Annotated in this window: 23 protein-coding genes, 3 tRNA genes and 1 pseudogene; 14 read left to right on the top strand and 13 right to left on the bottom strand. The window is 71.3% G+C overall.

Annotated features, from left to right (window positions below):
* Positions 1–64: 64 nt before the first annotated feature.
* The 3 genes from DEH69_RS18105 to DEH69_RS18095 form a co-directional block, all read right to left on the bottom strand.
* Positions 65–137: transfer RNA gene (locus tag DEH69_RS18105), tRNA-Gly, on the bottom strand.
* A gap of 59 nt (positions 138–196) precedes the next feature.
* Positions 197–271 (bottom strand) — tRNA-Gly (locus DEH69_RS18100).
* Between the two features lie 74 nt (positions 272–345).
* Complete coding sequence (locus DEH69_RS18095; protein ID WP_113688021.1) at positions 346–675, bottom strand: Lsr2 family protein; 330 nt, start codon at positions 673–675, stop codon at positions 346–348.
* A gap of 336 nt (positions 676–1,011) precedes the next feature.
* Between DEH69_RS18095 and purS the strand changes: the two genes are divergently transcribed.
* Genes purS through purL form a run of 3 tightly spaced genes read left to right on the top strand, consistent with a single transcriptional unit; the run spans position 1,012 to position 4,243 of the window.
* Positions 1,012–1,299 carry a phosphoribosylformylglycinamidine synthase subunit PurS gene (purS, locus tag DEH69_RS18090; RefSeq protein ID WP_113688020.1) on the top strand — a complete coding sequence of 96 codons (288 nt, stop codon included), beginning with the start codon at positions 1,012–1,014 and terminating at the stop codon, positions 1,297–1,299.
* On the top strand, positions 1,296–1,982 hold the full coding sequence (gene purQ / locus DEH69_RS18085) for a phosphoribosylformylglycinamidine synthase subunit PurQ (protein ID WP_113688019.1): 687 nt from the start codon (positions 1,296–1,298) through the stop codon (positions 1,980–1,982). The genes purS and purQ overlap by 4 nt, the downstream gene beginning before the upstream one ends.
* Positions 1,979–4,243 (top strand): phosphoribosylformylglycinamidine synthase subunit PurL, encoded by a 2,265-nt coding sequence (gene purL / locus DEH69_RS18080; protein ID WP_113688018.1) that lies wholly within the window; start codon positions 1,979–1,981, stop codon positions 4,241–4,243. Before purQ ends, purL begins: the two co-directional genes overlap by 4 nt.
* A gap of 18 nt (positions 4,244–4,261) precedes the next feature.
* Here purL and DEH69_RS18075 read toward each other — a convergent pair whose 3' ends face one another.
* The 3 genes from DEH69_RS18075 to DEH69_RS18065 all read right to left on the bottom strand — a co-directional run bounded on the left by DEH69_RS18075 (position 4,262) and on the right by DEH69_RS18065 (position 5,677).
* A complete protein-coding gene (locus DEH69_RS18075) occupies positions 4,262–4,753 on the bottom strand; it encodes a hypothetical protein (RefSeq protein ID WP_113688017.1) in 492 nt (163 codons plus the stop codon).
* Between the two features lie 39 nt (positions 4,754–4,792).
* Positions 4,793–5,110 (bottom strand): DUF2795 domain-containing protein, encoded by a 318-nt coding sequence (locus tag DEH69_RS18070; RefSeq protein ID WP_113688016.1) that lies wholly within the window; start codon positions 5,108–5,110, stop codon positions 4,793–4,795.
* 114 nt (positions 5,111–5,224) lie between these two features.
* A complete protein-coding gene (locus DEH69_RS18065) occupies positions 5,225–5,677 on the bottom strand; it encodes a YbhB/YbcL family Raf kinase inhibitor-like protein (protein WP_113688079.1) in 453 nt (150 codons plus the stop codon).
* A 120-nt stretch (positions 5,678–5,797) separates the two neighbouring features.
* Here DEH69_RS18065 and DEH69_RS18060 point away from each other — a divergent pair, with 120 nt between their 5' ends.
* From DEH69_RS18060 to purM, 3 genes are all read left to right on the top strand, one after another.
* A complete protein-coding gene (locus DEH69_RS18060) occupies positions 5,798–6,562 on the top strand; it encodes a sterol carrier family protein (RefSeq protein ID WP_113688015.1) in 765 nt (254 codons plus the stop codon).
* A gap of 78 nt (positions 6,563–6,640) precedes the next feature.
* Positions 6,641–8,209: an amidophosphoribosyltransferase gene (gene purF / locus DEH69_RS18055; protein ID WP_113688014.1), complete on the top strand. Its 1,569-nt coding sequence runs from the start codon at positions 6,641–6,643 to the stop codon at positions 8,207–8,209.
* An 82-nt stretch (positions 8,210–8,291) separates the two neighbouring features.
* Positions 8,292–9,371: a phosphoribosylformylglycinamidine cyclo-ligase gene (gene purM / locus DEH69_RS18050; RefSeq protein ID WP_113688013.1), complete on the top strand. Its 1,080-nt coding sequence runs from the start codon at positions 8,292–8,294 to the stop codon at positions 9,369–9,371.
* A 125-nt stretch (positions 9,372–9,496) separates the two neighbouring features.
* Here the strand turns inward: purM and DEH69_RS18045 are convergent, their stop codons facing one another.
* Complete coding sequence (locus DEH69_RS18045) at positions 9,497–9,763, bottom strand: DUF3073 domain-containing protein (protein ID WP_113688012.1); 267 nt, start codon at positions 9,761–9,763, stop codon at positions 9,497–9,499.
* 262 nt (positions 9,764–10,025) lie between these two features.
* The gene (locus DEH69_RS18040) at positions 10,026–11,150 is read right to left on the bottom strand and encodes a Glu/Leu/Phe/Val dehydrogenase dimerization domain-containing protein (RefSeq protein WP_113688011.1); all 1,125 of its coding nucleotides are present in this window, start codon (positions 11,148–11,150) and stop codon (positions 10,026–10,028) included.
* A 179-nt stretch (positions 11,151–11,329) separates the two neighbouring features.
* Between DEH69_RS18040 and DEH69_RS18035 the strand changes: the two genes are divergently transcribed.
* Together DEH69_RS18035 and bldC are read left to right on the top strand one after the other, a co-directional pair.
* Complete coding sequence (locus DEH69_RS18035) at positions 11,330–12,181, top strand: hypothetical protein (protein ID WP_113688010.1); 852 nt, start codon at positions 11,330–11,332, stop codon at positions 12,179–12,181.
* A gap of 385 nt (positions 12,182–12,566) precedes the next feature.
* A complete protein-coding gene (gene bldC, locus DEH69_RS18030) occupies positions 12,567–12,773 on the top strand; it encodes a developmental transcriptional regulator BldC (RefSeq protein ID WP_019431930.1) in 207 nt (68 codons plus the stop codon).
* Positions 12,774–13,101: 328 nt separating this feature from the next.
* Here the strand turns inward: bldC and DEH69_RS18025 are convergent.
* From DEH69_RS18025 to DEH69_RS18005, 4 genes are all read right to left on the bottom strand, one after another.
* Positions 13,102–13,176, bottom strand: a tRNA-Asp gene (locus DEH69_RS18025).
* A gap of 51 nt (positions 13,177–13,227) precedes the next feature.
* Positions 13,228–17,187: an ATP-dependent RNA helicase HrpA gene (gene hrpA / locus DEH69_RS18020; RefSeq protein WP_113688009.1), complete on the bottom strand. Its 3,960-nt coding sequence runs from the start codon at positions 17,185–17,187 to the stop codon at positions 13,228–13,230.
* 455 nt (positions 17,188–17,642) lie between these two features.
* The gene (locus DEH69_RS18010; protein WP_113688008.1) at positions 17,643–18,323 is read right to left on the bottom strand and encodes an HAD family hydrolase; all 681 of its coding nucleotides are present in this window, start codon (positions 18,321–18,323) and stop codon (positions 17,643–17,645) included.
* Positions 18,320–19,162, bottom strand: a complete 843-nt coding sequence (locus DEH69_RS18005; protein ID WP_113688078.1) for a GntR family transcriptional regulator — start codon at positions 19,160–19,162, stop codon at positions 18,320–18,322. The genes DEH69_RS18010 and DEH69_RS18005 overlap by 4 nt, the downstream gene beginning before the upstream one ends.
* A gap of 451 nt (positions 19,163–19,613) precedes the next feature.
* Between DEH69_RS18005 and DEH69_RS18000 the strand changes: the two genes are divergently transcribed.
* The 6 genes and pseudogenes from DEH69_RS18000 to DEH69_RS17975 form a co-directional block, all read left to right on the top strand.
* On the top strand, positions 19,614–19,874 hold the full coding sequence (locus DEH69_RS18000) for a DUF6284 family protein (RefSeq protein WP_113688007.1): 261 nt from the start codon (positions 19,614–19,616) through the stop codon (positions 19,872–19,874).
* The gene (locus DEH69_RS17995) at positions 19,871–20,344 is read left to right on the top strand and encodes a Pycsar system effector family protein (protein WP_258534751.1); all 474 of its coding nucleotides are present in this window, start codon (positions 19,871–19,873) and stop codon (positions 20,342–20,344) included. The genes DEH69_RS18000 and DEH69_RS17995 overlap by 4 nt, the downstream gene beginning before the upstream one ends.
* Entirely contained in the window at positions 20,341–21,198 is an 858-nt protein-coding gene (locus DEH69_RS17990) for a protein spdB (protein ID WP_113688006.1), read from the top strand. Before DEH69_RS17995 ends, DEH69_RS17990 begins: the two co-directional genes overlap by 4 nt.
* A complete protein-coding gene (locus DEH69_RS17985) occupies positions 21,195–21,902 on the top strand; it encodes a DNA cytosine methyltransferase (protein ID WP_181727483.1) in 708 nt (235 codons plus the stop codon). Before DEH69_RS17990 ends, DEH69_RS17985 begins: the two co-directional genes overlap by 4 nt.
* Positions 21,899–22,252: an RRQRL motif-containing zinc-binding protein gene (locus DEH69_RS32830; protein WP_113688004.1), complete on the top strand. Its 354-nt coding sequence runs from the start codon at positions 21,899–21,901 to the stop codon at positions 22,250–22,252. The genes DEH69_RS17985 and DEH69_RS32830 overlap by 4 nt, the downstream gene beginning before the upstream one ends.
* A gap of 272 nt (positions 22,253–22,524) precedes the next feature.
* Positions 22,525–23,889 (top strand): annotated as a pseudogene (locus DEH69_RS17975) (ATP-binding protein); the annotation flags it as partial.
* A gap of 384 nt (positions 23,890–24,273) precedes the next feature.
* Here DEH69_RS17975 and istB read toward each other — a convergent pair.
* A partial coding sequence (gene istB, locus DEH69_RS17970) for an IS21-like element helper ATPase IstB (RefSeq protein ID WP_113688003.1) occupies positions 24,274–24,900 on the bottom strand: 627 nt, incomplete at its 5' end.

Below are 24,900 nucleotides of genomic sequence, written 5' to 3'. Positions count from 1 at the left end.
CCAGCCCAACGCCCGCCCTCGCACACGACAAAGGGCCCGGTCCGAAGACCGGGCCCTTCTCACGAGCGGACGACGAGATTCGAACTCGCGACCCTCACCTTGGCAAGGTGATGCTCTACCAACTGAGCCACGTCCGCACGACGCTCACTATACCCCCACCCCGAGGATGGGACCCACCCTGAGGTGGGGAAGTGGCTGGAGCGGGTGACAGGAATCGCACACTGCGCCTCCCTCTTGGAAAGAGGGTGTTCTGCTACTGAACTACACCCGCCTGGCTTCCGGGGCTTGCGCCCCTTGGCGTGCTCCAGACTCTAGCGGATCAACCGGGGTTCATGGCAAGTCGGCTCAATGGACGGCGGCATGTGCCTCGTTGAACGCGTCGTAGACCTTCTTGGGGATGCGCCCCCTGGCCGGGACGCCGAAGCCGTTCGACTCGGCCCAGGCCCGTACCGCCTTGGGGTCGGGGGCGACGGCGGTGTGGTGGAACGCCTTCCCCGACCGCGCCCGCTTCCGCCCCGCCTCGACGTAGGGGGCGAGCGCGGTGCGCAGCTTCTCCGCGTTGTGCGAGCTGAGATCGATCTCATACGTTTTCCCGTCGAGACCGAAGGCAACCGTTTCCGACGCTTCTCCGCCGTCGATGTCGTCGGAGAGGGTGACCACTACACGCTGTGCCACGGGATATCGGTCCTTCCGGGAGGCTCGCTGCCCGACGGTGCCCGAGCCGGTGACCGCCGAATCACACGCAGCGATGCTGACGCTCCCTGGTTCGCGACTGTGCTTCATTCTATTTGTTCCGCGCTCTCATGAGAATGCGCGGCAACGGAATTCCCGCTTGGCGAGATCCCGCAAGCGGGACCTTACTTTTTCTTGGGGCTTCCTTGCAGGGGTTTCCGCCCTCGATACCTTAACGTGACCGAAGCGCCCTATCTACCCGGGTAGATTCTCCGCCCCGGTACGCTGAGCGGTGCAGCGTCAAGCACCACCACCACCGCATCACCACCGGGAGTACCAGTGGCTCGCGTCGTAGTCGACGTCATGCTCAAGCCCGAGATCCTCGACCCCCAGGGCCAGGCCGTCCAGCGCGCCCTGCCCCGCCTCGGCTTCGACGGCGTCGCGGACGTCCGTCAGGGGAAGCGTTTCGAGCTCGAGCTGTCCGACCCCGTGGACGAGGCCGCCATCGAGCGGGTCCGCGAGATGGCCAGGACGTTTCTCGCCAACACCGTGATCGAGGACTTCACCGTCCGCGTCGATGAGCCCGTCGATGAGCCCGTTCATGTGCGTCCCGAGGAGCGGCTGTGACCACTCGTGTGGGTGTCGTCACCTTTCCCGGCTCCCTTGACGACGGCGACGCGCGGCGCGCGGTAAAGCTCGCCGGGGCCGAGCCCGTCGCGCTCTGGCACGGCGACAAAGACCTCCACCAGGTCGACGCGGTGATCCTGCCCGGCGGATTCTCCTATGGGGACTATCTCCGCTGCGGCGCGATCGCCCGTTTCTCGCCCGTCATGGAAACGATCATCGAAGGGGCCCGCGCCGGTCTCCCGGTCCTCGGGATCTGCAATGGCTTCCAGGTCCTGTGCGAATCCCATCTCCTCCCCGGCGCCCTCACCCGGAACGATCACCTGCACTTCATCTGCCGTGACCAGCGCCTGCGCGTCGAGAGCACCGCGACGGCCTGGACCCGCGCGTTCGCCGATGGCCAGGAGATCACCGTCCCCCTCAAGAACGGCGAGGGCGGGTACGTCGCCGACGAGCGCACCCTCGACGAGCTGGAGGCCGAGGGCCGCGTGGTCTTCCGCTACCTGGACGTGAACCCCAACGGATCCCGCCGCGACATCGCCGGGATCACCAACGCCCAGGGCAACGTCGTGGGCCTCATGCCGCACCCCGAGCACGCCGTGGAGTCCCTGACGGGTCCTGGCACCGACGGACTCGGCTTCTTCACCTCGGTCGCCGGGGTCATCGGGGAGCTGGTCGCCCGATGAGCGCGCACGCCCGCGTCGACACCGTCAAGCACGCCGAAGTCACCCCCGAAGTCCCGCAGCCCTGGGCCGAGTTGGGCCTCAAGGAGGACGAGTACGCCAGGATCCGCGAGATCCTGGGCCGCCGCCCGACGGGTGCCGAGCTCGCCATGTACTCGGTGATGTGGTCGGAGCACTGCTCCTACAAGTCGAGCAAGGTCCACCTGGCCCAGTTCGGCGAGAAGGCCCCGGCCACCGACGCGCTCCTCGTCGGCATCGGGGAGAACGCCGGGGTCGTCGACATCGGCCAGGGCTACGCCGTGACGTTCAAGGTCGAGTCGCACAACCACCCGTCGTATATCGAGCCCTACCAGGGCGCGGCCACCGGCATCGGCGGCATCGTGCGCGACATCCTCGCGATGGGCGCGCGCCCCGTCGCCGTGATGGACCCGCTGCGCTTCGGCGCCGCCGACCACCCCGACACGCGGCGCGTGCTGCCCGGCGTGGTCGCGGGCATCGGCGGCTACGGGAACTGCCTCGGCCTGCCCAACATCGGAGGCGAGGTCGTCTTCGACCCCTGCTACCAGGGGAACCCCCTGGTCAACGCCCTGTGCGTGGGCGTCATGCGGCACGAGGACATCCACCTGGCCAAGGCGTCGGGCACCGGGAACAAAGTGATCCTCTACGGCGCCCGCACCGGCGGCGACGGCATCGGCGGCGTCTCGGTGCTCGCCTCCGAGACGTTCGACGACGCGGGCAAGCCCGCCAAGCGCCCCGCGGTCCAGGTCGGCGACCCGTTCCAGGAGAAGCTCCTGATCGAGTGCACCCTGGAGATCTTCGCCGAGAAGCTGGTCGCCGGGATCCAGGACCTCGGCGGCGCTGGCCTGTCCTGCGCCACGTCCGAGCTGGCGTCGGCGGGCTCGGGCGGCATGCGGATCGACCTGGACGCCGTTCCGCTGCGCGACTCCTCGCTCTCCCCCGAGGAGATCCTGATGAGCGAGTCGCAGGAGCGCATGTGCGCGGTCGTCGCGCCGGAGAACGTCGAGCGCTTCCTCGCCGTCTGCGCCAAGTGGGACGTCATCGCCACCGTGATCGGCGAGGTCACCGAGGGGGACCGCCTGGAGATCCACTGGCGCGGCGAGCAGATCGTGGATGTCCCGCCGCGCACCGTCGCGCACGAAGGGCCGGTCTACCGGCGCCCGTTCGCGCGCCCTGGCTGGCAGGACGACCTCCAAGCCGACGACCCGGCCAGGCTGCCGCGCCCCGCCGACGGCGACGAGCTGCGCGCGCAGGTGCTCGCCGTCGCGTCCTCGCCGAACCAGGCGTCCACGTCCTGGATCACCGACCAGTACGACCGCTACGTCCTCGGGAACACCGTGCTGTCCCAGCCCGAGGACAGCGGCATGATCCGCGTCGACGCGACGACGAACCTCGGCGTCGCCATCGCCACCGACGGGAACGGCCGCTACGCCAAGCTCGACCCGTACACCGGCGCGCAGCTGGCCCTGGCCGAGTCCTACCGGAACGTCGCGGCCACCGGCGCCCGCCCGCTCGCCGTCACCGACTGCCTGAACTTCGGCTCGCCCGAGGACCCGGCCGTCATGTGGCAGTTCGCGGAGGCCACGCGCGGCCTCGCCGACGCCTGCCGGACGCTGGGCACCCCGGTGACCGGCGGCAATGTCTCCCTGTACAACCAGACCGGCGACGTCGCGATCCACCCCACGCCGGTCGTGGGTGTGCTCGGCGTCATCGACGACGTCACGCGCCGCACGCCCATGGCGTTCGCGGCCGAGGGCCAGCTGCTCTACCTGCTGGGCGACACCGCTGACGAGCTGGGCGGCTCGGCCTGGGCCCAGGTCGTCCACGGCCACCTGGGCGGCCTGCCGCCGCGCGTCGACCTCGAACGTGAGCGGCTGCTCGCCGAGATCCTGATCGCCGCGTCGCGCGACGGCATGGTCGACGCGGCGCACGACCTGTCCGACGGCGGCCTGATCCAGGCGGTCGTCGAGTCCTGCCTCAGGGGCGGGCACGGCGCGCGCCTCGTCGTTCCCGACGGGCTGACCCCGTTCACCTTCCTGTTCTCCGAGTCGGCGGGCCGCGCGGTCGTCGCCGTGCCGCGGAGCGAGGAGGTCCGCTTCACCGACATGTGCGCCGCGCGTGGCCTCCCGGCGGCGCGCGTGGGCGTGGTGACGGGCGAGGCGATCGAGGTGCAGGGCCAGTTCACACTGGGGCTGGGCGAGCTGCGCGCCGCGGTGGACGCGACGCTGCCCGCGCTGTTCGGCTGAGGCGGCGGGGCCGCTCTTTCACCGGCCAGGACCGGTCTGGAAGCGCGGCCCCTGGTCGGGCCGGTCCGCGCCCTGGAGCTCGGTGGCCAGGCGGTGCACCGACACCAGGTCGTGCAGCAGGACCCGGGTGCGCTCGCGGGGCAGATCCGCCCCGCGGGCCACCTCGTCCAGGTACACGGCCCGCCCCGCGTGCCGCCGCTGCGCGTCACCGAGCGCGCGGAACACCCGCTCGTGCTCGGGCCCGTACTCGGCGCCGCCGCGCCCGGCGAACGTCCGCTGCGGCGGCGGCTCGCGCCGCTCGCGCCCTGGCCCCGGATGCCGCTGCTTGCCCTGGCCGAGGGGCGCGATGCGCTCCTCGTGGCTCAGCGACGAGCGGTCCGGCATGTGCGTGCGCTGCTTCGAGCCCCCGGTGGTCGACCCGGTCTCGCTCGGCAGCGCGCCGCTGCCCTGGGCGTCGCGCGCGGCCCTGCGCCGCTGCTCCTCGTTGCCTTCCATCTTCTTGCGCACCATGGCGTGCACACGCTCCTCTCGGCCTTGGGGCCCCGCGGCTCAGCGGTCCAGTTCCTCCTGAACGGGCGGCTCGGGCATGTCCCGCATCCACGGCGACCGGCGCGGCCGCCCGCCCTCGCGCGCCTGCTCGGCCCGCACCGCGGGGCTCGGCTCGCTGCCCGCGTCCATGGGCAGCCGCACGGAGCGCGCCACCTCGGAGCGGTTGCGGTACCGGTCGGGCGGGATGCCGCGCAGCGCCTTGATCGCGGCCTGGGAGGCCCCGGCCCGCTTGGCCTGCGTTACCAGCTCCTCCTTGCCCGCGGGGAAGTCCACGTCCCGCACGGCGCGCAGGATCTCGTTCATGTCGGTTCCCGCCATGGGAATTCGCCTCCTCTGCTCTCGGACACCGGCTCTCGGACACCGGCTCTCGGACACCGGCTCTCGGACACCGGTCTCGGACACCGGCTCTCCACCAGCGCTGACCCGCGCGGGTCAGCGCTGGTGGAGCCCTATCAGCGTGCCGCTTGCCAGCTGCCGCCTGCCGAGAGCGCGGTGCACCTCGTCGGCCGACGCGCGCTCGGGGAAACGGACCGGCTCGGGGAGCGCGAACAGGCGGAAGAAGTAGCGGTGCGCCGGGTCGCCCACCGGCGGCCTCGGCCCGTCCCAGCCCTCGTCGCCCATGCCGTTGCGGTGCGGCGTCCCACCGGGCGGCACCTGGCCCGTGGCCACGCCGTCACTGTCCGGATCGATGCCGGTGACCAGCCAGTGCAGGAACGTGCCCGATGGCGCGTCCGGGTCCTCGCACATCAACACGAGCTCCTCGGTGCCCGCGGGGGCCCTGCTCCAGGTCAGCGGCGGCGACAGGTTCTCGCCGTCCAGCGTGTACCGCGGGGGGATCGGCGCGCTGTCGTTGAACGCGCTGCTCATGAGTTCGATACCAGCCATGGGCCCGGAGTACCCGCCGAAGGACAGCCCATGCGACTGTCCCGCCCGGGCCGCCGCCCGGGCCGCCATCCGGGCCGCCGCGGGCCCCGGGCGGGGGCGGCGATCGTTAAGCTCCGTGCCATGTCTGCCGTCCGGCGCAAGCCCCGCGCCTACCACCCCGACCGGGTCCGCGACGCGCTGCTCGCCCAGGTGGAGACCGTACGGCTGGCCGCGCCGGGTCTCGGCGCGCGGCGGCGCGAGGTCCGCGCGCTGCTCGCGGATGTCGCGGGCCTGATCGACGCGCTGCCGCGGCTGCTGGCCGAGCCGCCCCCGGCCGCCACCCGCCCGACCACGGACCCGGTCACCTGGGCCCTGGCGACCACGGCGGCGGCGACGGCGGCCCCCTCCGTGGACGAGCCCTCCGACCCCGTCGCCGCCGTGGACGCGGCGGCGCAGGAGCTCGAGGCCGTGCTGGAGACGGGCGTGCGCGACGACGTCCTCCTGCCGCACGCCTCGGGGCCCATGCGGGCGCTCGACTTCACGGTCACCCGGGTCGTCGGCCTCGTCGTCCGCGCCGACGACCTCGCCCGCGCCACCGGCCACCCCGTGCGCCTCGACCGCGGCGCGCTCGCCATCGCCACGCGCGTGCTCGCGGACGCGCTCGCCGCCAAGGCGCCCGGCGCGTCGACCGAGCTGCGGGTGCCGCCGTTCGTCGCCGTCCAGTGCCTCCCTGGCCCCCGGCACACCCGCGGCACCCCGCCCAACGTGGTCGAGACCGACCCCCTGACCTGGCTGCGCCTGGCCACGGGGCGCACCGCGTGGGCGGCGGCCACCGCGGCGGGCCGCCTGCGCGCCAGCGGCGAACGGGCGTCCGCGCTCGCGTCCGAGCTGCCCGTGATGGGCTGATCACACCGGTTCGGTATGGGCCATCTCTCACGACAAGGGGTTCTCGCCGCCCTGGTGTCCTGGCCTAGACTCGGGAGCGTGCCACGTGGTGACGGACAACTCAGCCACGACCTTGACCCCGGCGAGCAGGGCCCGAGGGACGCGTGCGGCGTCTTCGGTGTCTGGGCCCCGGGCGAGGAGGTCGCGAAGCTCACCTACTTCGGGCTCTACGCTCTCCAGCACCGCGGACAGGAGTCCGCGGGCATAGCCGTGAGCGACGGTTCCAAGATCCTGGTCTTCAAGGACATGGGCCTGGTCTCCCAGGTCTTCGACGAATCGTCCCTCGGCTCCCTCACGGGCCACATCGCCGTGGGCCACGCCAGATACTCCACGACGGGCGCCTCCACCTGGGAGAACGCCCAGCCCACCTTTCGCGCCACCGGCCATGGCTCGATCGCCCTCGGCCACAACGGCAACCTGGTGAACACCGCCGAGCTCGCCGAGCTCGTCGCCGCCCTCCCCGGCGGCCGCGGCCCGCGCCACCGCGGGGCGGCCACCAGCGACACCGACCTCGTCACCGCCCTCCTCGCCGGGCAGACCGGCGACGACGGGCGCCCGCTGACCGTCGAGGAGGCCGCGCCGCTCGTACTCCCGCGCGTGCGGGGCGCGTTTAGCTTCGTCTTCATGGACGAGACCACCCTCTACGCCGCCCGCGACCCCCAGGGCATCCGTCCGCTGGTGCTCGGCCGCCTCGAGCGCGGCTGGGTCGCCGCCTCGGAGACGGCCGCCCTCGACATCGTCGGCGCGTCCCTGGTCCGCGAGATCGAGCCAGGCGAGATGGTCGCCGTCGACGAGAACGGCCTGCGCACCCTCCGCTTCGCCGAGGCCGCGCCGCGCACATGCGCCTTCGAGTACGTGTACCTCGCGCGCCCCGACACCGACATCTCCGGCCGCAACGTCTATCTCTCGCGCGTCGAGATGGGCCGCAGGCTGGCCGCCGAGGCGCCCGTGGACGCCGACCTGGTGATACCGACGCCCGAGTCCGGCACCCCAGCGGCCATCGGATACGCCGAGGCCAGCGGCATCCCCTATGGCTCGGGCCTGGTGAAGAACGCCTACGTCGGGCGCACGTTCATCCAGCCGAGCCAGACGATCAGACAGCTGGGCATCAGGCTCAAGCTGAACCCCCTGAAGGAAGTGATCCGCGGCAAGCGCCTGGTCGTGGTGGACGACTCGATCGTCCGCGGCAACACCCAGCGCGCCCTGGTCCGCATGCTGCGCGAGGCGGGCGCCGCCGAGGTCCACGTCAGGATCAGCTCGCCCCCCATCAAGTGGCCCTGCTTCTTCGGCATCGACTTCGCCACCAGGGCCGAGCTGATCGCCAACGGCCTCTCGGTCGAGGAGATCGGCACCTCGCTCGGCGCCGACTCACTGTCCTACATCTCGCTCGACGCGATGGTCGAGGCCACCACGATCCCCAAGTCGCGCCTGTGCCGCGCCTGCTTCGACGGCGTCTATCCCATGGAGCTTCCCGACCCCGCGGTGCTCGCCAAGGACATCCTGGAGCAGCCGCGCGACGAGCGGCCCGAGCCCGCCGAAGCCGTCGATGCGCGCCGCCCCCTGCTGGCGACGGGCCCCGGCGCCGCCGACGCGCTGCGGCGCCCCTGACGCACGGGCCCGCGCGCGACGAGCACCGGCACGAGCGACGAGCACGAGAGATCTCCCATCCCCGAACCCATGGCAGAGTCCGATGACTGAGAACGCGCTGCCCGGCGCAAGCTACGCTGCGGCCGGCGTCGACATCGAGGCGGGCGACACCGCCGTCGAGCTGATGAAGGAGTGGGTGGCCAAGGCCCAGCGCCCCGAGAGCGTCGGGGGCCTCGGCGGCTTCGCCGGCCTGTTCGACGCCTCGGCCCTGACCCGCTACCGTCGCCCGCTGCTGGCCTCCGCCACCGACGGGGTGGGCACCAAGGTCGCCGTCGCCCAGCGCATGGACGTCCACGACACGATCGGGCACGACCTGGTCGCGATGGTCGTGGACGACCTCGTGGTGTGCGGCGCCGAGCCGCTGTTCATGACCGACTACATCTGCGTCGGCAAGGTGCGCCCCGAGCGCGTCGCCGCGATCGTCAAGGGCATCGCCGAGGGCTGTGTGCTGGCGGGCTGCGCGCTGGTCGGCGGCGAGACGGCCGAGCACCCGGGGCTGCTCGGCCCCGACGAGTACGACGTGGCGGGCGCCGGCACGGGCGTGGTCGAGGCGGACGCGGTCCTGGGCGCCGAACGGGTGCGCGCCGGCGACGTCGTGATCGCCATGGCCTCGTCGGGGCTGCACTCCAACGGGTACTCGCTGGTGCGCCACGTGTTCTTCGACCGGGCGGGCTGGGCGCTTGAGCGCGAGGTGCCCGAGCTCGGCGGGACGCTGGGCGAGGAGCTGCTCACGCCGACCAGGATCTACAGCCTCGACTGCCTCGCGCTCATCGCCGCGACAGATGTGCACGCCTTCGCACATGTGACGGGCGGCGGGCTTGCCGCCAACCTGGCGCGCGTCGTTCCCGATGGCCTGCACGCCCGCGTCGACCGGACGACCTGGACCCCGCCGCCGATCTTCGGCACGGTCGGCCGGCTGGGCGACGTGGCCACCGAGGAGCTGGAGAGAACGCTCAACATGGGCGTCGGCATGGTCGCCGTCGTGCCGTCCGACGCGGTCGGCGCCGCCCTGGCCACCCTCACGGAGCGCGACGTGCCCGCCTGGGTGGCGGGCGAGCTGGTGCCCGCGGGCGACGGGCTCCCCGGCGGCGGCGCGAGCCTCACGGGGCGCCGTGCGGGGTGAGGGACCGGCGGTCGGCCGGGCAGGACTGAACCCGGTCCGGCGCTGCCGGACCGGGTTGGAGTCTGTCTTGTCGTCTCGCTCGCCTCGTCGACCGGTGGGTGGATCAGAGAGCTCGGAGAGTCGTGTCAGGCGCCGCGGCGTTTCGAGGAGGCGTCGGACGCGGGCTCGTCGCCGTCGTCCTCCTCCTCGTCGCTGTACATCTCCGCGTACCGTGCGTACAGGTCATCGTCCTGATCATCGTCGTCCTCGAACCGCTCGCCATTCGGCGGTTGGTGTTCCGGCGTCGATGCACCCAGCTCCTCGGCCAGACGAGAAAGGTCCGTCCTGCCGCTGTTGTACTTCAGCTGGCGGGCGACCTTCGTCTGCTTGGCCTTGGCCCGGCCGCGCCCCATTGGCTCGACCCCCTCAACGACGGGGCGCGACGGCCCCGGAGTGTTGACATCCGTTCATGATTGAGAGCGAGCCCTCGGACGAGGGCCCGGTCCATCGGCCTTCAACCGTACCTGCTTCCGCGGGCCTGCGGTACGCCGTCCGCAGGACCGGGCCGCGCGCACGGCGACCGGTGGTCCTCTCTTTGCTGGTCAGCCGCGATTTTACCTTCTTTCGGCGCGCGACTCGCGCGAGGGGGGTGACATGTCTTACGCGACCGCGCTTTCAGCGGGTGCCGACCTGGGCCATTCGGTGCTCGGCGATCCGGTCGGCGGCCACCGCGGGGGGCACTCCCTCGGCCTCGGCGCGGGCGAAGATCTCCAGCGTCGTGTCGTAGATCAACGCGGCCTTTTCCTTCGCACGCGCGAAGTCGAACCCGTGGAGCTCGTCCGCGACCTGGATGACGCCGCCCGAGTTCACGACATAGTCGGGGGCGTAGAGGATGCCGCGGTCGGCGAGGTCCTTCTCTACTCCGGGGTGGTCGAGCTGGTTGTTGGCCGCCCCGCAGACCACGCCCGCCGTCAGGAGCGGCACGGTCGTGTCGTCGAGCGCGCCGCCGAGCGCGCACGGAGCGTAGATGTCGAGCCCAGGCGTGGCGATCAGCTCGTTCGTCGAGGCCGCCACGGCCGTGCCGGGGTGCGCGCTCAGGACGCGCCGGACCGCCTCGTCGCGCACGTCGGTGACCACGACCCGGGCCCCCGCCTCCACGAGCAGGTCCACCAGCAGGTGGCCGACCTTGCCCACGCCCGCGACGCCGACCGTGCGGCCTGTCAGGTCTGGGGAGCCCCAGCGGTGCGCCGCCGAGGCGCGCATGCCCTGGAAGACGCCGAACGCCGTGAGCACGGACGAGTCGCCCGCGCCCCCCCGCTCGGGTGAGCGCCCCGTGGTCCAGCGGCACTCGCGCGCGACCACATCCATGTCGGCGACATAGGTGCCGACGTCGCACGCGGTGACATAACGGCCGCCCAGCGCGGCCACGAAACGACCGTAGGCAAGCAGCAGTTCTTCGGTCTTGATCAGGTCGGGATCGCCGATGATCACGGCCTTGCCGCCGCCGTGCTCGAGACCGGCCATCGCGTTCTTGTAGCTCATGCCCCTGGCGAGGTTGAGCGCGTCGCGCAGGGCGGCCTCCTCGGGCCTGGCCTCGTCGGCGTAGGCGTGGAAGCGGGTGCCGCCGAGGGCGGGGCCGAGCGTGGTGGAGTGGATGGCGATCACGGCCTTGAGGCCGCTCGCCCGGTCCTGGCAGAGCACGACCTGCTCGTGGCCGCCCTGGTCCGAGTGGAACAACGCGTCCAGCACGCCGGCCTCACCGAGGCCGTCGACGCGGACAGCGGGACGTACGTCAGTCACGGTGGTGACTCCTGTATGTCGATGTGGCTGCTCTCCGGTGGGGTCGGGAGGGCATGGTTGTGAGATGAGACTACGGCGATCGGGGGGCGGGGGGTGCCCCGGGATCCGCACACTGACACGATCGGGGGAGGCGCGCGGGACGCGCCGACCGTTGGTGAGCGAGGGAGCGGGAGGGTTGCGTGCCGAAGGTTCCGTACGCGGCGTATCTCAGGGTCTACGAGCCGCTCGCGGCCTTCCCCGAGCCCGAGCGCTCGCACTGGGCGGAGTACGCCAGGCGCGCGCGGCTGCCGACCGCGCAGGACGAGGCGGAGCGCGCCCTGGCGGCGCTCGCCGCCGCGCCCCCGCGGGCGGCCCCGGCGCGGGAGAGCGGCGACGCGTTCGTGGCCACGGTCGACGGCGTGCTGTGCGTGTGCCCGTGGCGGACCCGGCTGCGGGCCTGGCAGGCGCTCGGCGAGGTGGACCACTGGCTGCTGCCCGGGTCTGTGCTCGACACCGCGCTGCCGCCCGAGGCGCGGCGGCGGGCGGCGGCCGACTACGCGGACTGGCGGGAGCGCAACCCCGACGCGCGGCCCTGGATCCGCTCGGCGCTGTGGCATGTGCCAGTGCGCTGGTTCGCGCTCTTCACGGACGAGGAGCGGGCGTTCACCAAGGCGGGGGACGAAGGGCCGGGGGGCGAGGGCCGTGGGGCGCCGGGGCTGCGGTACCGGACGAAGATGGTCGAGGCCAGGCGGCGGGTGGCCAGGGGGCTGCGCGCGGTGCGCGAGGCGATGCCGCAGGGGCCGCTGGCCGAGGCGCTGGTGGATGTGGGGCGCTGGCTCGAGGAGTTCCACCCGCGGTCGCTGGTCGAGCTCGACTACGGCGGGCTCGTGCACACGATCGACGAGGACCGGCTCGCCGCGGACCGTTCGGCGGCCGAGGTCGCCGAGGGCCTTGCCGCGCTCGCCGCGGATGACCTGGAGCGCGCGAGCCGGGTCTACGAGGAGCTGACCGATCGCTGGATGGCCATCAGGGAACGCCAGTTCGCCAACTGATCAAGGGACTAAAGCCCCAAGCGTGATGGAAGGCACTGTAAGGAACTCTTGCCAACAAGTAGTCTCCTCGTGTCAAAATAGGACAAGGAGTCCGGGAGGGTGCTCGCCTGCCCGCCCGGTCATCGTGCCGTGACTCCGCGTCACGGTCGAGTGACTGTCCGTTATGGCATGGTCCAGTGGGCTTCCGCCGAGGTTGAACACCTGAGAGGGCAATTCCATCGGTTTGGCCGACCCGGCTAGACGGATGGTGTAGTTGTAGTGCCGAGGACAAGCCGTTCGTCCTATAACCGACTCGACCCCCGTCTCCCATTTCGGGCAACGTGGGTCAAGGTGCAGAATTTAGAGGAAAGAACCGTTTGGTTCGGTTCTCCCGAGGAGGCCGCTCATGACCGCTCGCACCCCTGATGCCGAGCCGCTGCTGACCCCGGCTGAGGTTGCCACGATGTTCCGCGTCGACCCCAAGACGGTCACACGCTGGGCAAAGGCGGGCAAGCTCACGTCCATTCGCACGCTCGGCGGGCATCGCCGCTATCGCGAGGCGGAGGTGCGCGCACTGCTCGCGGGCATCCCGCAGCAGCGCGGCGAGGCCTGAGCAGCACAGCACGACCCAGGCGCCGGGGCCCCCACCCCGGTCCGTCTGGACCCCGATCGCGTCGGACTCCGCCGGGTCCGGCGCGATCTTTTTGTGCGTCCTGGCCATGTCCGACACCCCGTACAATTGCACATATTAAATTGGCGGGTGTCTCTACGGGGTCGGACGAGCTCAGCCCGCAATCAAGTTCAGTGACTCCCGTCACACCCCCCGCGCCTTGCCCACGCAGATGATCTTGCGGTAAGAGGCGCCGTTCTTCCTCTCCTTCCCCTTCCTTACCCAACAAGAGAGCCCGGATCCCACTGTGGGGGATCCGGGCTCATGTGAGCGGTCCTGACGGGATTTGAACCCGCGGCCTCCACCTTGACAGGGTGGCGAGCACTCCAAACTGCTCCACAGGACCATCTGCGCGAGCGAGACTCTACCGCAGCGCGGGCGCGCCGGGCCAATCAGTTCACCGAGGGGGCGCCAGGGCGTCCACGGCCTTCACGATCCGCTTGTCGGAGACGGGATAGGCCGTGCCCAGGGCGTGCGCGAAGTAGCTCACGCGCAGCTCCTCGATCATCCAGCGGATCTCCCGTGCCGCGGGCGGCACGGGCCGCCCCGGGCCGAACTGCTCGAGCAGCCAGGCGTATTCGTCCCGCATCTGGTGCACCTTGGCCATCCGCGCCCGGTCCTTCTCGGCCTGGTGCGGCAGCTGCTGGAGCCTGCGGTCCGCGGCCATCAGATAGCGCAGCAGGTCGGGCAGCCGCCGCGCGCCGTGCGCGGTGACGAACCCCGGGCCCACCAACGCGTCCAGCTGCTCGCGCACATCCTCCACGGCGGGGCGCAGCACCGGGCTCGTGACGGTCGCGAGACGGCGCTCGCACGCCTGCCACGCGCCCAGCACCTCGCGCACCTGGCGCACGATCCGCTGGGTCAGGTCCACGATGTCCGCGCGCACCGCGTCGAACAGCTTGATCCAGCCCTCCTCGTCCCACGCGGGCCCTCCGTGCGCCGCGATCAACTGGTCGGCCGCCGCGGTCACACAGTCGTCGAAGAGCGCCCCCACGCTGCCGTGCGGGGTGCTGGAGAGCGCGAGCTTGGCGGCGTTGTCCAGCTGCCGCTGCGCGAACTTGGCGGGATCCGAAGGGAGGTTGAGAAGGATCAGCCTGCGGGTGCCGAGGGCCATCGCCGCGCGCTGCTCGTCCTCGGTGTCGAACAGCCGCACCGCGACCGACGTCCGCTCGTCCACCAGCGCCGGATACGCCTTCACCGGCTGCCCGCCGCGCCGCGTCTCGAACGCCCTCGGCAGGGTCCCCACGGTCCACGCCGTCAGCCCAGAGGCGGTGGCCGTGAACGCCTCGGTGAGCGCCCGCCTGGCCTGCGGGCGCAGCCGCTCGCGCAGCGCGTGAAGGTCCTTGTCCTCGGCGTGCTCGCGCGGGCCAGGCAGCGGGCGCCCGCGCTCGTCCACGACGCGGAACGTGATCCGCAGATGGCCGGGGATCCGGTCCTCGTCGAAGTCCTCGGCCGCCACCCGCACCCCGGTCATCCGCGTCAGCGAGCGGGCCAGCGCGACGCGCAGCGGCTCCCGCGCGGGGTCGGCGGCCGCCTCCGCGCCCTCCGCGAGGAAACGGCGCGCCACGTCGGGCGCGGGAACGCAGTGCCGCCTGATCGGCTTGGGAAGCGATCTGATCAACTCGGTCACCAACTGCTCACGCAGGCCGGGGATCTGCCAGTCGAAGCCGTCGGCGGTCACCTGGTTGAGCACGGGAAGCGGCACATGCACCGTGACGCCGTCCGCGTCCGCGCCCGGCTCGAACTGGTACGTCACACGGAACGAGAGCCTGCCCTGCCGCCAGGTGTCCGGGTAGTCGTCCTTGGTGACGTGGCCCGCCCGCTCGTTGATGAGCATGGACTTCTCGAAGTTGAGCAGATCCGGCTCGTCCCTGCGCTTCTTCTTCCACCAAGCGTCGAAGTGCGCCCCTGAGACGACCTCTTCGGGAACGCGCCGGTCATAGAAGTCGTAGAGCGTCTGGTCGTCCACCAGGATGTCGCGGCGCCTGGCCCTGTGCTCCAACTCCTCGACCTCGGCCAGCAGCTTCCTGTTGTCGTGGAAGAACTGGTGCCGCGTCCGCCAGTCGCCCTCGACCAGGGCGTTCCTGATGAACAGGTCGCGCGAGACCACCGGGTCGATCCGCCCGTAGGACACCTTCCGCTGCGCCACGATCGGCACCCCGTAGAGCGTCACGCGCTCGAACGCGACCACCGCGGCCTGCTTCTGCTCCCAGTGCGGCTCGCTGTAGGCGCGCTTCACCAGGTGCCCGGCCAGCGGCTCGATCCACTCCGGCTCGATCTTGGCGTTGATCCGCGCCCACAGCCGCGACGTCTCCACCAGCTCCGCCGACATCACCCAGCGCGGCGGCTTCTTGAAGAGCGCCGAGCCGGGGAAGATGGCGAACTTGGCGCTCCTGGCCCCCAGATACTCGTGCTTGTCCGGGTCCTTGAGCCCGATGTGCGACAACAGCCCGGCGAGCAGCGACTGATGGACGGGCCCCGGCTCCGCGTCCCGGTCCGACAGCTCGATGCCCAGCGACCTCGCCACCGTCCGCAGCTGCCCGAAGATGTCCTGCCACTCGCGTATCCGCAGGTAGTTGAGGAAGTCGGTGCGGCACATGCGGCGGAACGCCGAGGAGGACAGGGCCTTCTGCTGCTCGCGGACATATCCCCACAGGGCGAGCAGCGCCAGGAAGTCCGACTCCTCGCCCGGGCCCTCGCGGAAGCGCGCGTGCTTGGCGTCCGCCTGCTGCTGCTTGTCGGAGGGGCGCTCCCTGGGGTCCTGGATGGAGAGCGCCGCGGCGATCACCATGACCTCGCGCGCGCAGCCGTTCCTGTCGGCCTCCAGGATCATGCGCGCGAGGCGCGGGTCCACGGGGAGCTGCGCCAGCTTGCGGCCCGTCTCGGTCAGCTTGCCCCCGGGCCCGAGGGCGTTCAGCTCCTCGAGCAGCTGCACGCCCGCCTTGATCGACCGGTGGTCGGGTGGGTCGATGAACGGGAAGCGCTCCACCTCGCCCAGGCCCGCGGCGTTCATCTGGAGGATCACCGACGCGAGGTTGGTGCGCAGGATCTCCGCGTCCGTGAACTCGGGCCTCGCGAGGAAGTCCTCCTCCGAGTACAGCCTGACGCAGATGCCGTCGCTCGTGCGCCCGCAGCGGCCCTTGCGCTGGTTCGCGCTCGCCTGCGACACCGGCTCGATCGGCAGCCGCTGCACCTTGGTGCGGTGGCTGTAGCGCGAGATGCGGGCGGTGCCGGGGTCGATGACATATCTGATGCCGGGAACGGTGAGCGACGTCTCGGCGACATTGGTGGCGAGCACCACGCGGCGCCCCGCGTGCGCCTGGAAGACGCGCTGCTGCTCGCCGTGCGAGAGGCGCGCGTACAGTGGCAGGACCTCGGTGTGCGGCAGGCGGCGCTTCTCCAGCGCGTCGGCGGTGTCCCTGATCTCGCGCTCGCCCGAGAGGAACACCAGGATGTCGCCCGGGCCTTCGGCCTGGAGCTCGTCAACGGCGTCGCAGATCGCGGTGATCTGGTCGCGGTCGGGCGCGTCGCCCTCCTCCTCGAGCAGCGGCCGGTAGCGCACCTCGACGGGGTAGGTGCGCCCCGAGACCTCGACGATCGGCGCGGCCCGGCCCTCGCGGTCCCTGAAGTGGCGGGCGAAACGTTCCGGGTCGATCGTGGCGGAGGTGATCACGACCTTGAGGTCGGGGCGGCGAGGGAGCAGCTGGGCGAGATAGCCGAGCAGGAAGTCGATGTTGAGGCTGCGCTCGTGCGCCTCGTCGATGATGATCGTGTCGTACGCCCGCAGCTCGCGGTCGTGCTGCACCTCGGCCAGCAGGATGCCGTCGGTCATCAGCTTGACCAGGGTGTGGTCGCTCGCCTGGTCGGTGAACCTGATCTTGAACCCGACCGTCTCGCCGAGCGGCCCGCCCAGCTCGTCCGCGACACGCTGCGCCACCGTGCGGGCGGCGATCCTGCGGGGCTGGGTGTGGCCGATCAGGCCCTTGACGCCGCGGCCAAGCTCCAGGCAGATCTTCGGGATCTGCGTCGTCTTGCCCGACCCGGTCTCCCCGGCGACGATCACCACCTGGTGATCGCGTATCGCCTCCAGGATCTCGTCCTTCTTCTGGCTGACCGGCAGCTGCTCGGGGTAGGTGATCGCGGGAACGGCCGCCCGCCTGGCCTCGACGCGCAGCTCGGCGGCGTCGATCGCGTCGGCGATCTCGGCGAGGACGGCCCGCTGGGCCTCGGGCTTGCGCACGCGGCGCGCTCCGTCGAGCCGCCTGCCGAGCCGCCGCTGGTCGCGTAGCGTCAGCTCGGGCAGCCGCGCGGCCAGCCCGGAGAAGGAGGGCGATGCGGGGGAGGGATGCGTAGACATACGCACCCAAGCGTCTCACCTCCGCGCGGTGAGCGGCGAGCCCTTATCCGGCTGGGCGTGTTGTGGTGAATTGCCCGCATAGGGTGACCGGATGGGCGTTCCCTGCGCGCTTTCCGTCACTCTCCGTGCCTGCCCGCCACGGTCGTGGGGCTGCTCGCGGCCGCAGAGGCCGGTCTCTTCGCGGGCTCCTGCGCCTACGCCATGGCCGACGCCCCACGGGAGTCGAAGCCGCTGGAACGCGTCTGCCGCACGGTGGGCCACGCGACCGCCACCCGGGCGGGAGGTCGGGGCGCTGAGCGGAGGAGGGAGAGAAGGTGGCTGGGGCCGGGGTCGAACCGGCGACCTTCCGCTTTTCAGGCCGTGCCCCGGCCCCGGGACCGCGCTGCTCATCGGCCGCCGGGGGGCGGGGCTGTACGTCGTTGTACGCCGCTGTTGGCGTACGGGTTGGCGTACGCCTACGGCTTGGACGATAGGGCGTTGGCCAGCGGGAGCAGCGATTCCACCACGACCACCGCGCCAGCGGCCGACAGCTTCTCAGCCTTCCCCGGCTTGTTGGCGTAGCCGATGGTGGGCACCCCGGCCGCGTCGCCCGCTTCCACGTCACGTGTGGCGTCACCGATGAACACGCAGCGGGCGGGGGCGACCTCCCCCATCGCATCGAGCAGCAGTCGGGGGGACGGCTTCATGGACGCTGGCTCTCCGGGAACACGGCCGACAACGCCGTGCACGTGCCCGGCCAGTCCTTCCCGATCCAGGTAGCTCGTGATGGCCCGCCCCGCGTTGTTGCTGACCACCACGACTCGTCGTCCGGAACTGGCGCACGCGTCGAGCACCACCTTGATGTCCGGGTTGAGCCGTGCGCGCTGGACCGCTTCCGTCTCCAGATCGGTCAGGGCGGCATCTGCCTCCCCTGCCAGGCCGGGGCGCTCCCGGGCGATTCGACTCAACAGCGCGAGCGGATCGCTTTCCGCCTCCCAGCTTTCTTCGACGGTGTGGCCATCGGCCGCGATCCGCTGCCGCATTCGGTCGGCCACCTCGCCGGCGGAGAGCCCTGCGAAGACCGAGCAGACCGGCCCGTCGAAGTCGAGCAGGACGGTCGTGACCTCCCCGAGCAGGGGACCGAGGGCCGCGATCATGCCTGGCTCTCGAACGCGATGCTGGACCAAGCGCTGTCGAACCACCGCCGGGACTGGCTCACATACTGCGACCCGATGGACGACTCATCGGGACCGGACGAATGATGAAACAGGGTCGTGTCCTTCCCGGTGATGTCGAAGAACTCCTTTTCGGAGCCATTGACGGTCATCGTCCTTTGGCGCAGCGGATAGTAGCCAAAGAAGACTTCCGCGCCATTGATGATGTACAGCTTGAACAGCGGTGAAGCCCGGTAAAGACGAATCTCCACCGTGGCCGACTGCACAAGCCCAAGTTCCGCGAGGACTTCCACCGAATGCTTGATGCCGCCAGCGTTTGTCTGGCCGATCTGGCCCGCCCGCTGGCGTAGGTCGGAGTCGTCCCGCAGACCGTCTACCAGTACAGGGACGGCCATGGGGGCCGAGCTGTCCGGCAGCAGCAGGCGAACGGTGATGGACTGCGGAGTGAGCCGGCCGGAGCGCACTTTATCCAGCGGCTCTTGAATCGCGTTGTGCAGCGTCTCGCTTGAGAAACCGGCGAAGTCGATGGTGACTTGGGGCTCGCTGAATGCGGCTTCTAGGTGAGGGCGAAGTCCCACCGGTCGTTCGGTCCGCTGACGGACGAAGGACCCCTTTCCCTTTCTGGTCACGATCAGACCGTCGTCGCGGAGTTGGTCAAGGGCCCGCTGGATGGTCGCCTTGGCGACACCGAAGTGCCTCGTCAGTTCCGGGCCGGACGGGAGCTGGTCTCCCGGGACGTACTTCCCCGTCAGGATGTCCGCCCGCAGTGCGCTGCTGACCTGCTGGAACGCCGGCCGCGTGTCGTCTGGGTCAAGGCTCATCCCGCCATCGTACGGCCACCTGCCCGTGAATCCCAGGAAGGCCATCCTTCTCAGCCTGGTTGACCTACCTAGGCAGGCTGGGTATGTTGGTCATGTCGCACCGAGCGAGAGCGAGGTGAGGCCCCGGAAGGGCCTTGTTTGGGCTGCTTCCGGCGCGAAAGGTCCCCGGCGACGGGGGAGGGTCCCGGATCCCTTGGCAACCGGAGGGCTAGACCGAAAGGTCGCTGTGTCTCACATCGCCTGAAACGGGAGCGCGCTCCCGAAGGAGACACCTGCACGACTCAACTTCCGCAGTGCCGCACTGGCGCTGCGGGCCGGTTGCCTCCGCTGCTCGTCTCGTACGAGCGGCGCTGAGGGGAGCCGGAGCACTTCCGACTCGACGGCGTGCGGCACCCGGGGGCAACCGGGTGCCGCTGTAGGGCCGTACCACCTGCTAGGGAGACCACGACCCATGAGGAACATCGTCGCACGTCAGACGCCTGTTACCGACCCGTTCGACCGAGAGCCCACGGCCGCTGAGCTGGACGCGATCGAGCACGAGATGCCCGTCATCCTGGCGGAGGTCGAGCTGCTGGACGCACAGATCATCACCCTTGACCGCACCCCCAGTGAGCTGGACACCCGGCGTCTGCGCCGGGCCCGCCGCCGGGTGCTGGCCGCCCGCCGGACCCTGGCCAACCGCACCACCGCCGGTGTGGGGGTGGGCGCGTGAGCACCGAGGCGACCCGGGACGTGAACGTGGCGCTGTCCGAGGCGTACGCCGAGGCTCAGGGCCAGATCGCGCGGACGGACACCAAGACTGCGAACCTCACGACGTTCATCGGCTTGTTGCTGACCGGCGTCACGGTGGCTGGCGGGGCGCTGTCCCTGCCGCTCGCGGCCCGGATCGTGGGCGGTCTGGGCGTCGCGGTGCTGATGGCGGCCGGCGCGCTGCTGCTGCTGACCGCCCGCCCCCAGCTCGCGCCCCGGGCCCCGGGGACGTTCCCGCACTGGGCCACCCTGACCGCCGAACAGCTCCTCACCGAAGTGGCCACCGACCGGCGGCCGGTGGCAGTGGTGACGCTGGCCCGCCTGGCGGTGGCCAAGCACCGCAGGATCCAGCGCGCGGTCACCCTCACCCTCGTGGCCGGCGGTCTGCTGGCCGTCGCGGCGCTCATCGCGGCCGGGGGTGTGGTGGCATGAAGGCGAAGACGGCTCTGCCCGCTGTCGCGATGACGGCGGTGTCGATGGTGCTGACCTTGGCCGTGGTCGTGATGTGGCTGGGGGCGGTCATGCCGTGGCCGGTCGCCGTGGTGGTCGGCCTGGGGATCGACGGGGGCTGGCTGGCCACCCTCGCCTATGAGCGCCGTCTGGCCGCGCAGGGCGACCACAGTCGCGTGGTCACGGGTGTGGGCTGGTGCTTCGGTCTGATCGCGACCGGCGTTCTGGTCGCGCACGCATGCACCGCCGACCACTCCATCGGCGCGTGGCTGGCCGTGGCATGGCTGCCGATCGCGGCCAAGGCTTTGTGGTTGGTGCACGGGATGTGGGAGCGGACCGCGCTCACCCCGGCTGCGCTGGGCGCGATCCGGGGTATCCAGCAGGAGGCCCGTGACGAAGCGGCCGTGGCCCGCGCCCGGTTGCGGGCTGAGGCGGCCACGGAGGAGACGCGACTGACGGCCGTGACCGATGCCGGCGCCCGCGTCGCACGCGTCCAGGCCAAGACCGCTGACACCCTCGCCGGGGCGTGGTCGACGCTGGAGAAGGCGCGCGCCGGGGAGGACACCGGCAGGGCCCTGACCAGCGTGACGCACCGGGTCACGCCCGGTGTCACGCCCCGCTGGGAACTGCCCGTGTGGGGGGCCACCGAGCCGGTTCCCGCGCTGGAGTCGGGCCCGGCACTCACCGATGAGGCGCTTGATGCCGTGGTCGACCAGATCCGCACCAGTGAGGATCCGGCCCTGTCCTACCGGGAGATGGCCGCCCGCTTCCGCGCTGCTGGCCACTCAGCCTCCGAAGTCCGCCTCCGCGCCGCATGGAAGCGGGTGGCGGCATGAGTCGTCCGCTGCTGCTGGATCTGTTCTGCTGCGCCGGCGGGGCGGCGGTGGGCTACCACCGTGCGGGGTTCGAGGTGCACGGGGTGGACATCGCTCCGCGCCCGAACTATCCGTTCCCGCGTGAGCAGGGCGATGCCCTTGCCGTGCTGGAGCGGCTGATCTCCACGGGCGGGATCGACCGCTACGCGGTGGTCCACGCCTCCCCGCCCTGTCAGGACGGCTGCACGCTGACCGTGGGCACCAACCGTTCCCAGGGCTGGGGCCGCGAACACGTGCAGCTCATCCCCGCTCTCCGGGAGCTGCTGGAGCGCGCCGGGGTGCCGTTCGTGATCGAGCAGCCCAACGGCCGCGCCCCGGTCCGCACGGATCTGCGGCTGTGTGGGGAGATGTTCGGGCTGGGGGTGCTGCGACACCGCAACTTCGAGCTGGGCGGCTGGAGCGTCGCTCAGCTGGCCCACGTGCCGCACCGGGGCCGCGTGCGGGGCTGGCGCCACGGTCAGTGGTTCGACGGGCCGTACGTGGCCGCGTACGGGTCCGGCGGCGGCAAGGCCACCGTGGAGGAGATGCAGGCGGCCATGGGCATCACCTGGACCAGCACGCGCGAGGAGCTGACCGAGGCGATCCCGCCCGCGTACACGGAGTGGATCGGCCGGGCCTTCCTCGCCCGCGTCCCCGCCGCTGCGGCCATGGAGACGGCGGCGTGAGCGGCCTGCCTGTCTACCGCTGGCGTCTCGCGCCGGACGGGCTGGCCACGCGTCGGCAGCTTCGTGCGCGGGGTCTGCGGCCGGGCAGTCAGGATCCGGTTGCGGTACTGGAGCGGCCCCGCCGCCGGGGACGGCCGCCGCTGGTCGCCTACCTCTACGACCTGGACCGCGCGGCGCCGGTGAGGCCGATGACGCCGGCGAGGTGGCGCGCCATCCGCGCGGCGCTGACCGCGCGCCGTACGTGCCCGGGGTGTCGGGCGGTGCGGGAGTACTGCATCCCGGTCTCGCTGGGGCTGTGTGTCCCGTGCGCCTTTCCGGCCGGTCGGTCGGCCGAGGAACAGCGCGTCTGAATCAGTCGATCCGGGGCCCGGCCCCCGATCCGCCAAGACTGCGGGTCGGGCCCCGCCCATCCCATCGGGGAGGAACTTCAGTGAATCACGCCTTTGAGGGCGGCCGGGAGCCGTCCGAGGAGCACCCGCCCGCGCCGGGCGGGAACGTGGTCAGCATCGAGTCGGCGCGCTCCGCCCGCACCACCACGACCGCCCCCGCACCGGCCGAGGAGACCGCCCAGGCCGCCGCCGGGGCGACGGCGGTTGAAGCCGCGGGAACGCGCCGGGTATGGGTGCGTGCGGGACATGCGGCCTGGCGGGCGGTCAAGCACGAGCGGACCCGCGCCGTGGCGCGTGGGGCGGCGCGGCACGGCATGTACGTGGTGGGCGGCACGCGGATCGTGGCCCGCCGCGCGTGGGAGAGCCGGACGGCCGCGCGGTACGAGCGGATGATCCGGGCCGCTGAGGTGGCCGGTCAGTACGAGGTGGCCGCGCACTGGGAGATGCGCGGGCAGGCGTTCCGCGCCGCCCGCCACCAGCGGCGCATGGATCTGCTGTCCGCTCCGCAGCGGATCGCCCGTGGCGCGGTGGTGGGCGGTCTGGTGACGGCCGGGAGCCTGCTCGCGCTGGGGGTGATCCTGGCCGTGGCGAACGAGAACCTGGCGGACGTGGTCGCGCCGGCGCGGGCGTTCGTGGAGATGGTCCGCTGGATCGTGGTCATCGCCACCGTGGTGTGGGGCCCGCTGGTGACGGCGGCGCCGTTCCTGGGGCTGGCCGGGCTGTGGGCGGTCGGACGTCACCAGCAGGCGGCCCCGCAGTGGGCTCTCTCCCCGCAGGCCCGGGACGACTCCGGCGCCCCCATCACGCCGTCCGTCGTGGTGACCGCGCTGCGGGATCTGGGGATCGGGTCGCTTCGTACGGCGATCCGCGCCATGGGCGACGCCGGGGCGGGGATGCTGGGGCCGATCACGATCGCCGGATGCGGTGTCGAGGTCGACGTCACGCTTCCTTCCGGGGTGTCCACGGAGGAGATCCAAAAGCGCCGGCGGAAGCTTGCGGAGAACCTGGGGCGGCACGAGCACGAGGTGTTCATCACGATCCCCACTGCCGCGCGCACGGTGCGGCTGTGGATCGCCGACTCGGGCGCGCTGGATGAGCCGATCGGCCCCTCCCCGCTGGTGATCGACCCCGACCTGATGGCCGACCTCTACACCGGCCGGGCGCCGTGGGGTCAGGACCTGCGCGGGGACGCTGCCGCCATCAGCCTGCTCCAGCGGATGCTGTTGATCACGGGCCTGTCGAACCAGGGCAAGACCGCCGCGCTGCGGGCGCTGGCGCTGTGGCTGGCCCTGGACACGTCCGTTGAGTTCCGCATCGCCGACCTGAAGGGCGTGGGCGACTGGCGGATGTTCGACGGGCTGGCGACGGTGCTGATCCAGGGCCCGACCGATGACCACGTGATCGACGCGACCGAGATGCTTGAAGGCGCGGTCGCGGAGATGGAGGAGCGGATCACCGCGCTGGAGCGCTCCGGCGCCCCGGACGGCGTCACCCGGGACATGGCCCGCACCAACCCGGTGTTCCGGCCGCTGGTGTGCGTGGTGGACGAAGCGCAGGTCGCGTTCATGTGCCCGGCCGTCGGCGAGGACAAACGCCCTGTTTGTAGGCACTTTTTTTGGGACCAGGATTCCGAGGTTTTTTGGCCCCACTCGCGGAGTGCTGGGGGCGCTCGGGGCGAGTGTTCGCGCCCTGGTTCCAGGTTGTTTTGGCCCCACCTCGATCGGGTGGTTCGTCTGGCCGGAGAGTGGGGTGGGGGCGATAGCGTTGGAGTCTCGGGTCCGGGTTGGCAGCGTGTCCCCGACAGGCGCGTGTGGCCTCCGGATTTCGACCCGTGTTCGATCCGGGACCGATGGCATCTCCGCGACCTCGGTGGACGACGAGGGCGGGGCATGGCCTGGACGATGCGGAGACCGGACAGGCTCAGCAAAGCCGAGGCCGGCATCCCGATGGGGTGCCGGCCTCGGTCGTGATGGGAGGGCGGATCAGCGTCGTCGGCGCTTCTCCTTGGTCTGCTTGAGCCGGTAGGAGTCAGTCCCGGTCTCGATGATGTGGGCGTTGAAGGTGACCCGGTCGACGATGGCCGAGCAGAGGCGGGGATCGGTGAAGGTCTGCTTCCATTCGGAGAACGGCGCGTTGGAGGCGACTGCGATCGCGCGTCGTTCCTCGCGTTCTGTAAAAACCTGGAACAGGAGTTTGGCGCCGGTCTTGTCCAAGTCGAGATAGCCGAATTCGTCGAGACAGAGAAGGTCGACGCGTCCGTAGCGGGCCAGGGTGCGGCCCAGCTTCTTCTCGTCGGCGGCCTCGGCCAGTTCGTTGACCAGGTTGGCTGTGGTCGTGTAGCGGACGCGCAGGCCGGCTTCGGCGATCGCGGTGCCGATGCCGATCAGCAGGTGGGACTTCCCGGTGCCGGAGTCGCCGATGAGGCAGAGCGGCTGGCCGGAGGTGACCCAGGCCGGGTCGGCGAGGGTGTTGACGACTTCGGGGGTGATGTTGGGGTTGGCGTCGAAGTCGAAGTCCTCCAGGCGTTTGGGCCGGGGGAAGTTCGCCTCTCTAACCTCGATCTTTCGTGACGGTCCGTCGGTTCTTTCGGGGGGCCGTTTCGGTTGTTC

The organism is Streptomyces sp. PT12 (assembly GCF_003311645.1).
GTDB lineage: Bacteria > Actinomycetota > Actinomycetes > Streptomycetales > Streptomycetaceae > Streptomyces.
Note: the sequence above shows the minus strand (reverse complement) of the source record. Positions and strands in the feature narration are given on the sequence as shown.

Bases quoted from the DNA above. Each gene is read 5' to 3' on its own strand.
- DEH69_RS17990 (WP_113688006.1), top strand. From the start codon at position 20,341: ATGAAGGCGAAGACGGCTCTGCCCGCTGTCGCGATGACGGCGGTGTCG.
- DEH69_RS18075 (WP_113688017.1), bottom strand. From the start codon at position 4,753: ATGGTGCGCAAGAAGATGGAAGGCAACGAGGAGCAGCGGCGCAGGGCC.
- purM (WP_113688013.1), top strand. From the start codon at position 8,292: ATGACTGAGAACGCGCTGCCCGGCGCAAGCTACGCTGCGGCCGGCGTC.
- DEH69_RS18060 (WP_113688015.1), top strand. From the start codon at position 5,798: ATGTCTGCCGTCCGGCGCAAGCCCCGCGCCTACCACCCCGACCGGGTC.
- DEH69_RS18005 (WP_113688078.1), bottom strand. From the start codon at position 19,162: ATGAGCCTTGACCCAGACGACACGCGGCCGGCGTTCCAGCAGGTCAGC.
- hrpA (WP_113688009.1), bottom strand. From the start codon at position 17,187: ATGTCTACGCATCCCTCCCCCGCATCGCCCTCCTTCTCCGGGCTGGCC.
- DEH69_RS17985 (WP_181727483.1), top strand. From the start codon at position 21,195: ATGAGTCGTCCGCTGCTGCTGGATCTGTTCTGCTGCGCCGGCGGGGCG.
- DEH69_RS18010 (WP_113688008.1), bottom strand. From the start codon at position 18,323: ATGATCGCGGCCCTCGGTCCCCTGCTCGGGGAGGTCACGACCGTCCTG.
- DEH69_RS18070 (WP_113688016.1), bottom strand. From the start codon at position 5,110: ATGGCGGGAACCGACATGAACGAGATCCTGCGCGCCGTGCGGGACGTG.
- DEH69_RS18045 (WP_113688012.1), bottom strand. From the start codon at position 9,763: ATGGGGCGCGGCCGGGCCAAGGCCAAGCAGACGAAGGTCGCCCGCCAG.
- purL (WP_113688018.1), top strand. From the start codon at position 1,979: ATGAGCGCGCACGCCCGCGTCGACACCGTCAAGCACGCCGAAGTCACC.
- bldC (WP_019431930.1), top strand. From the start codon at position 12,567: ATGACCGCTCGCACCCCTGATGCCGAGCCGCTGCTGACCCCGGCTGAG.
- DEH69_RS18000 (WP_113688007.1), top strand. From the start codon at position 19,614: ATGAGGAACATCGTCGCACGTCAGACGCCTGTTACCGACCCGTTCGAC.
- DEH69_RS18065 (WP_113688079.1), bottom strand. From the start codon at position 5,677: ATGGCTGGTATCGAACTCATGAGCAGCGCGTTCAACGACAGCGCGCCG.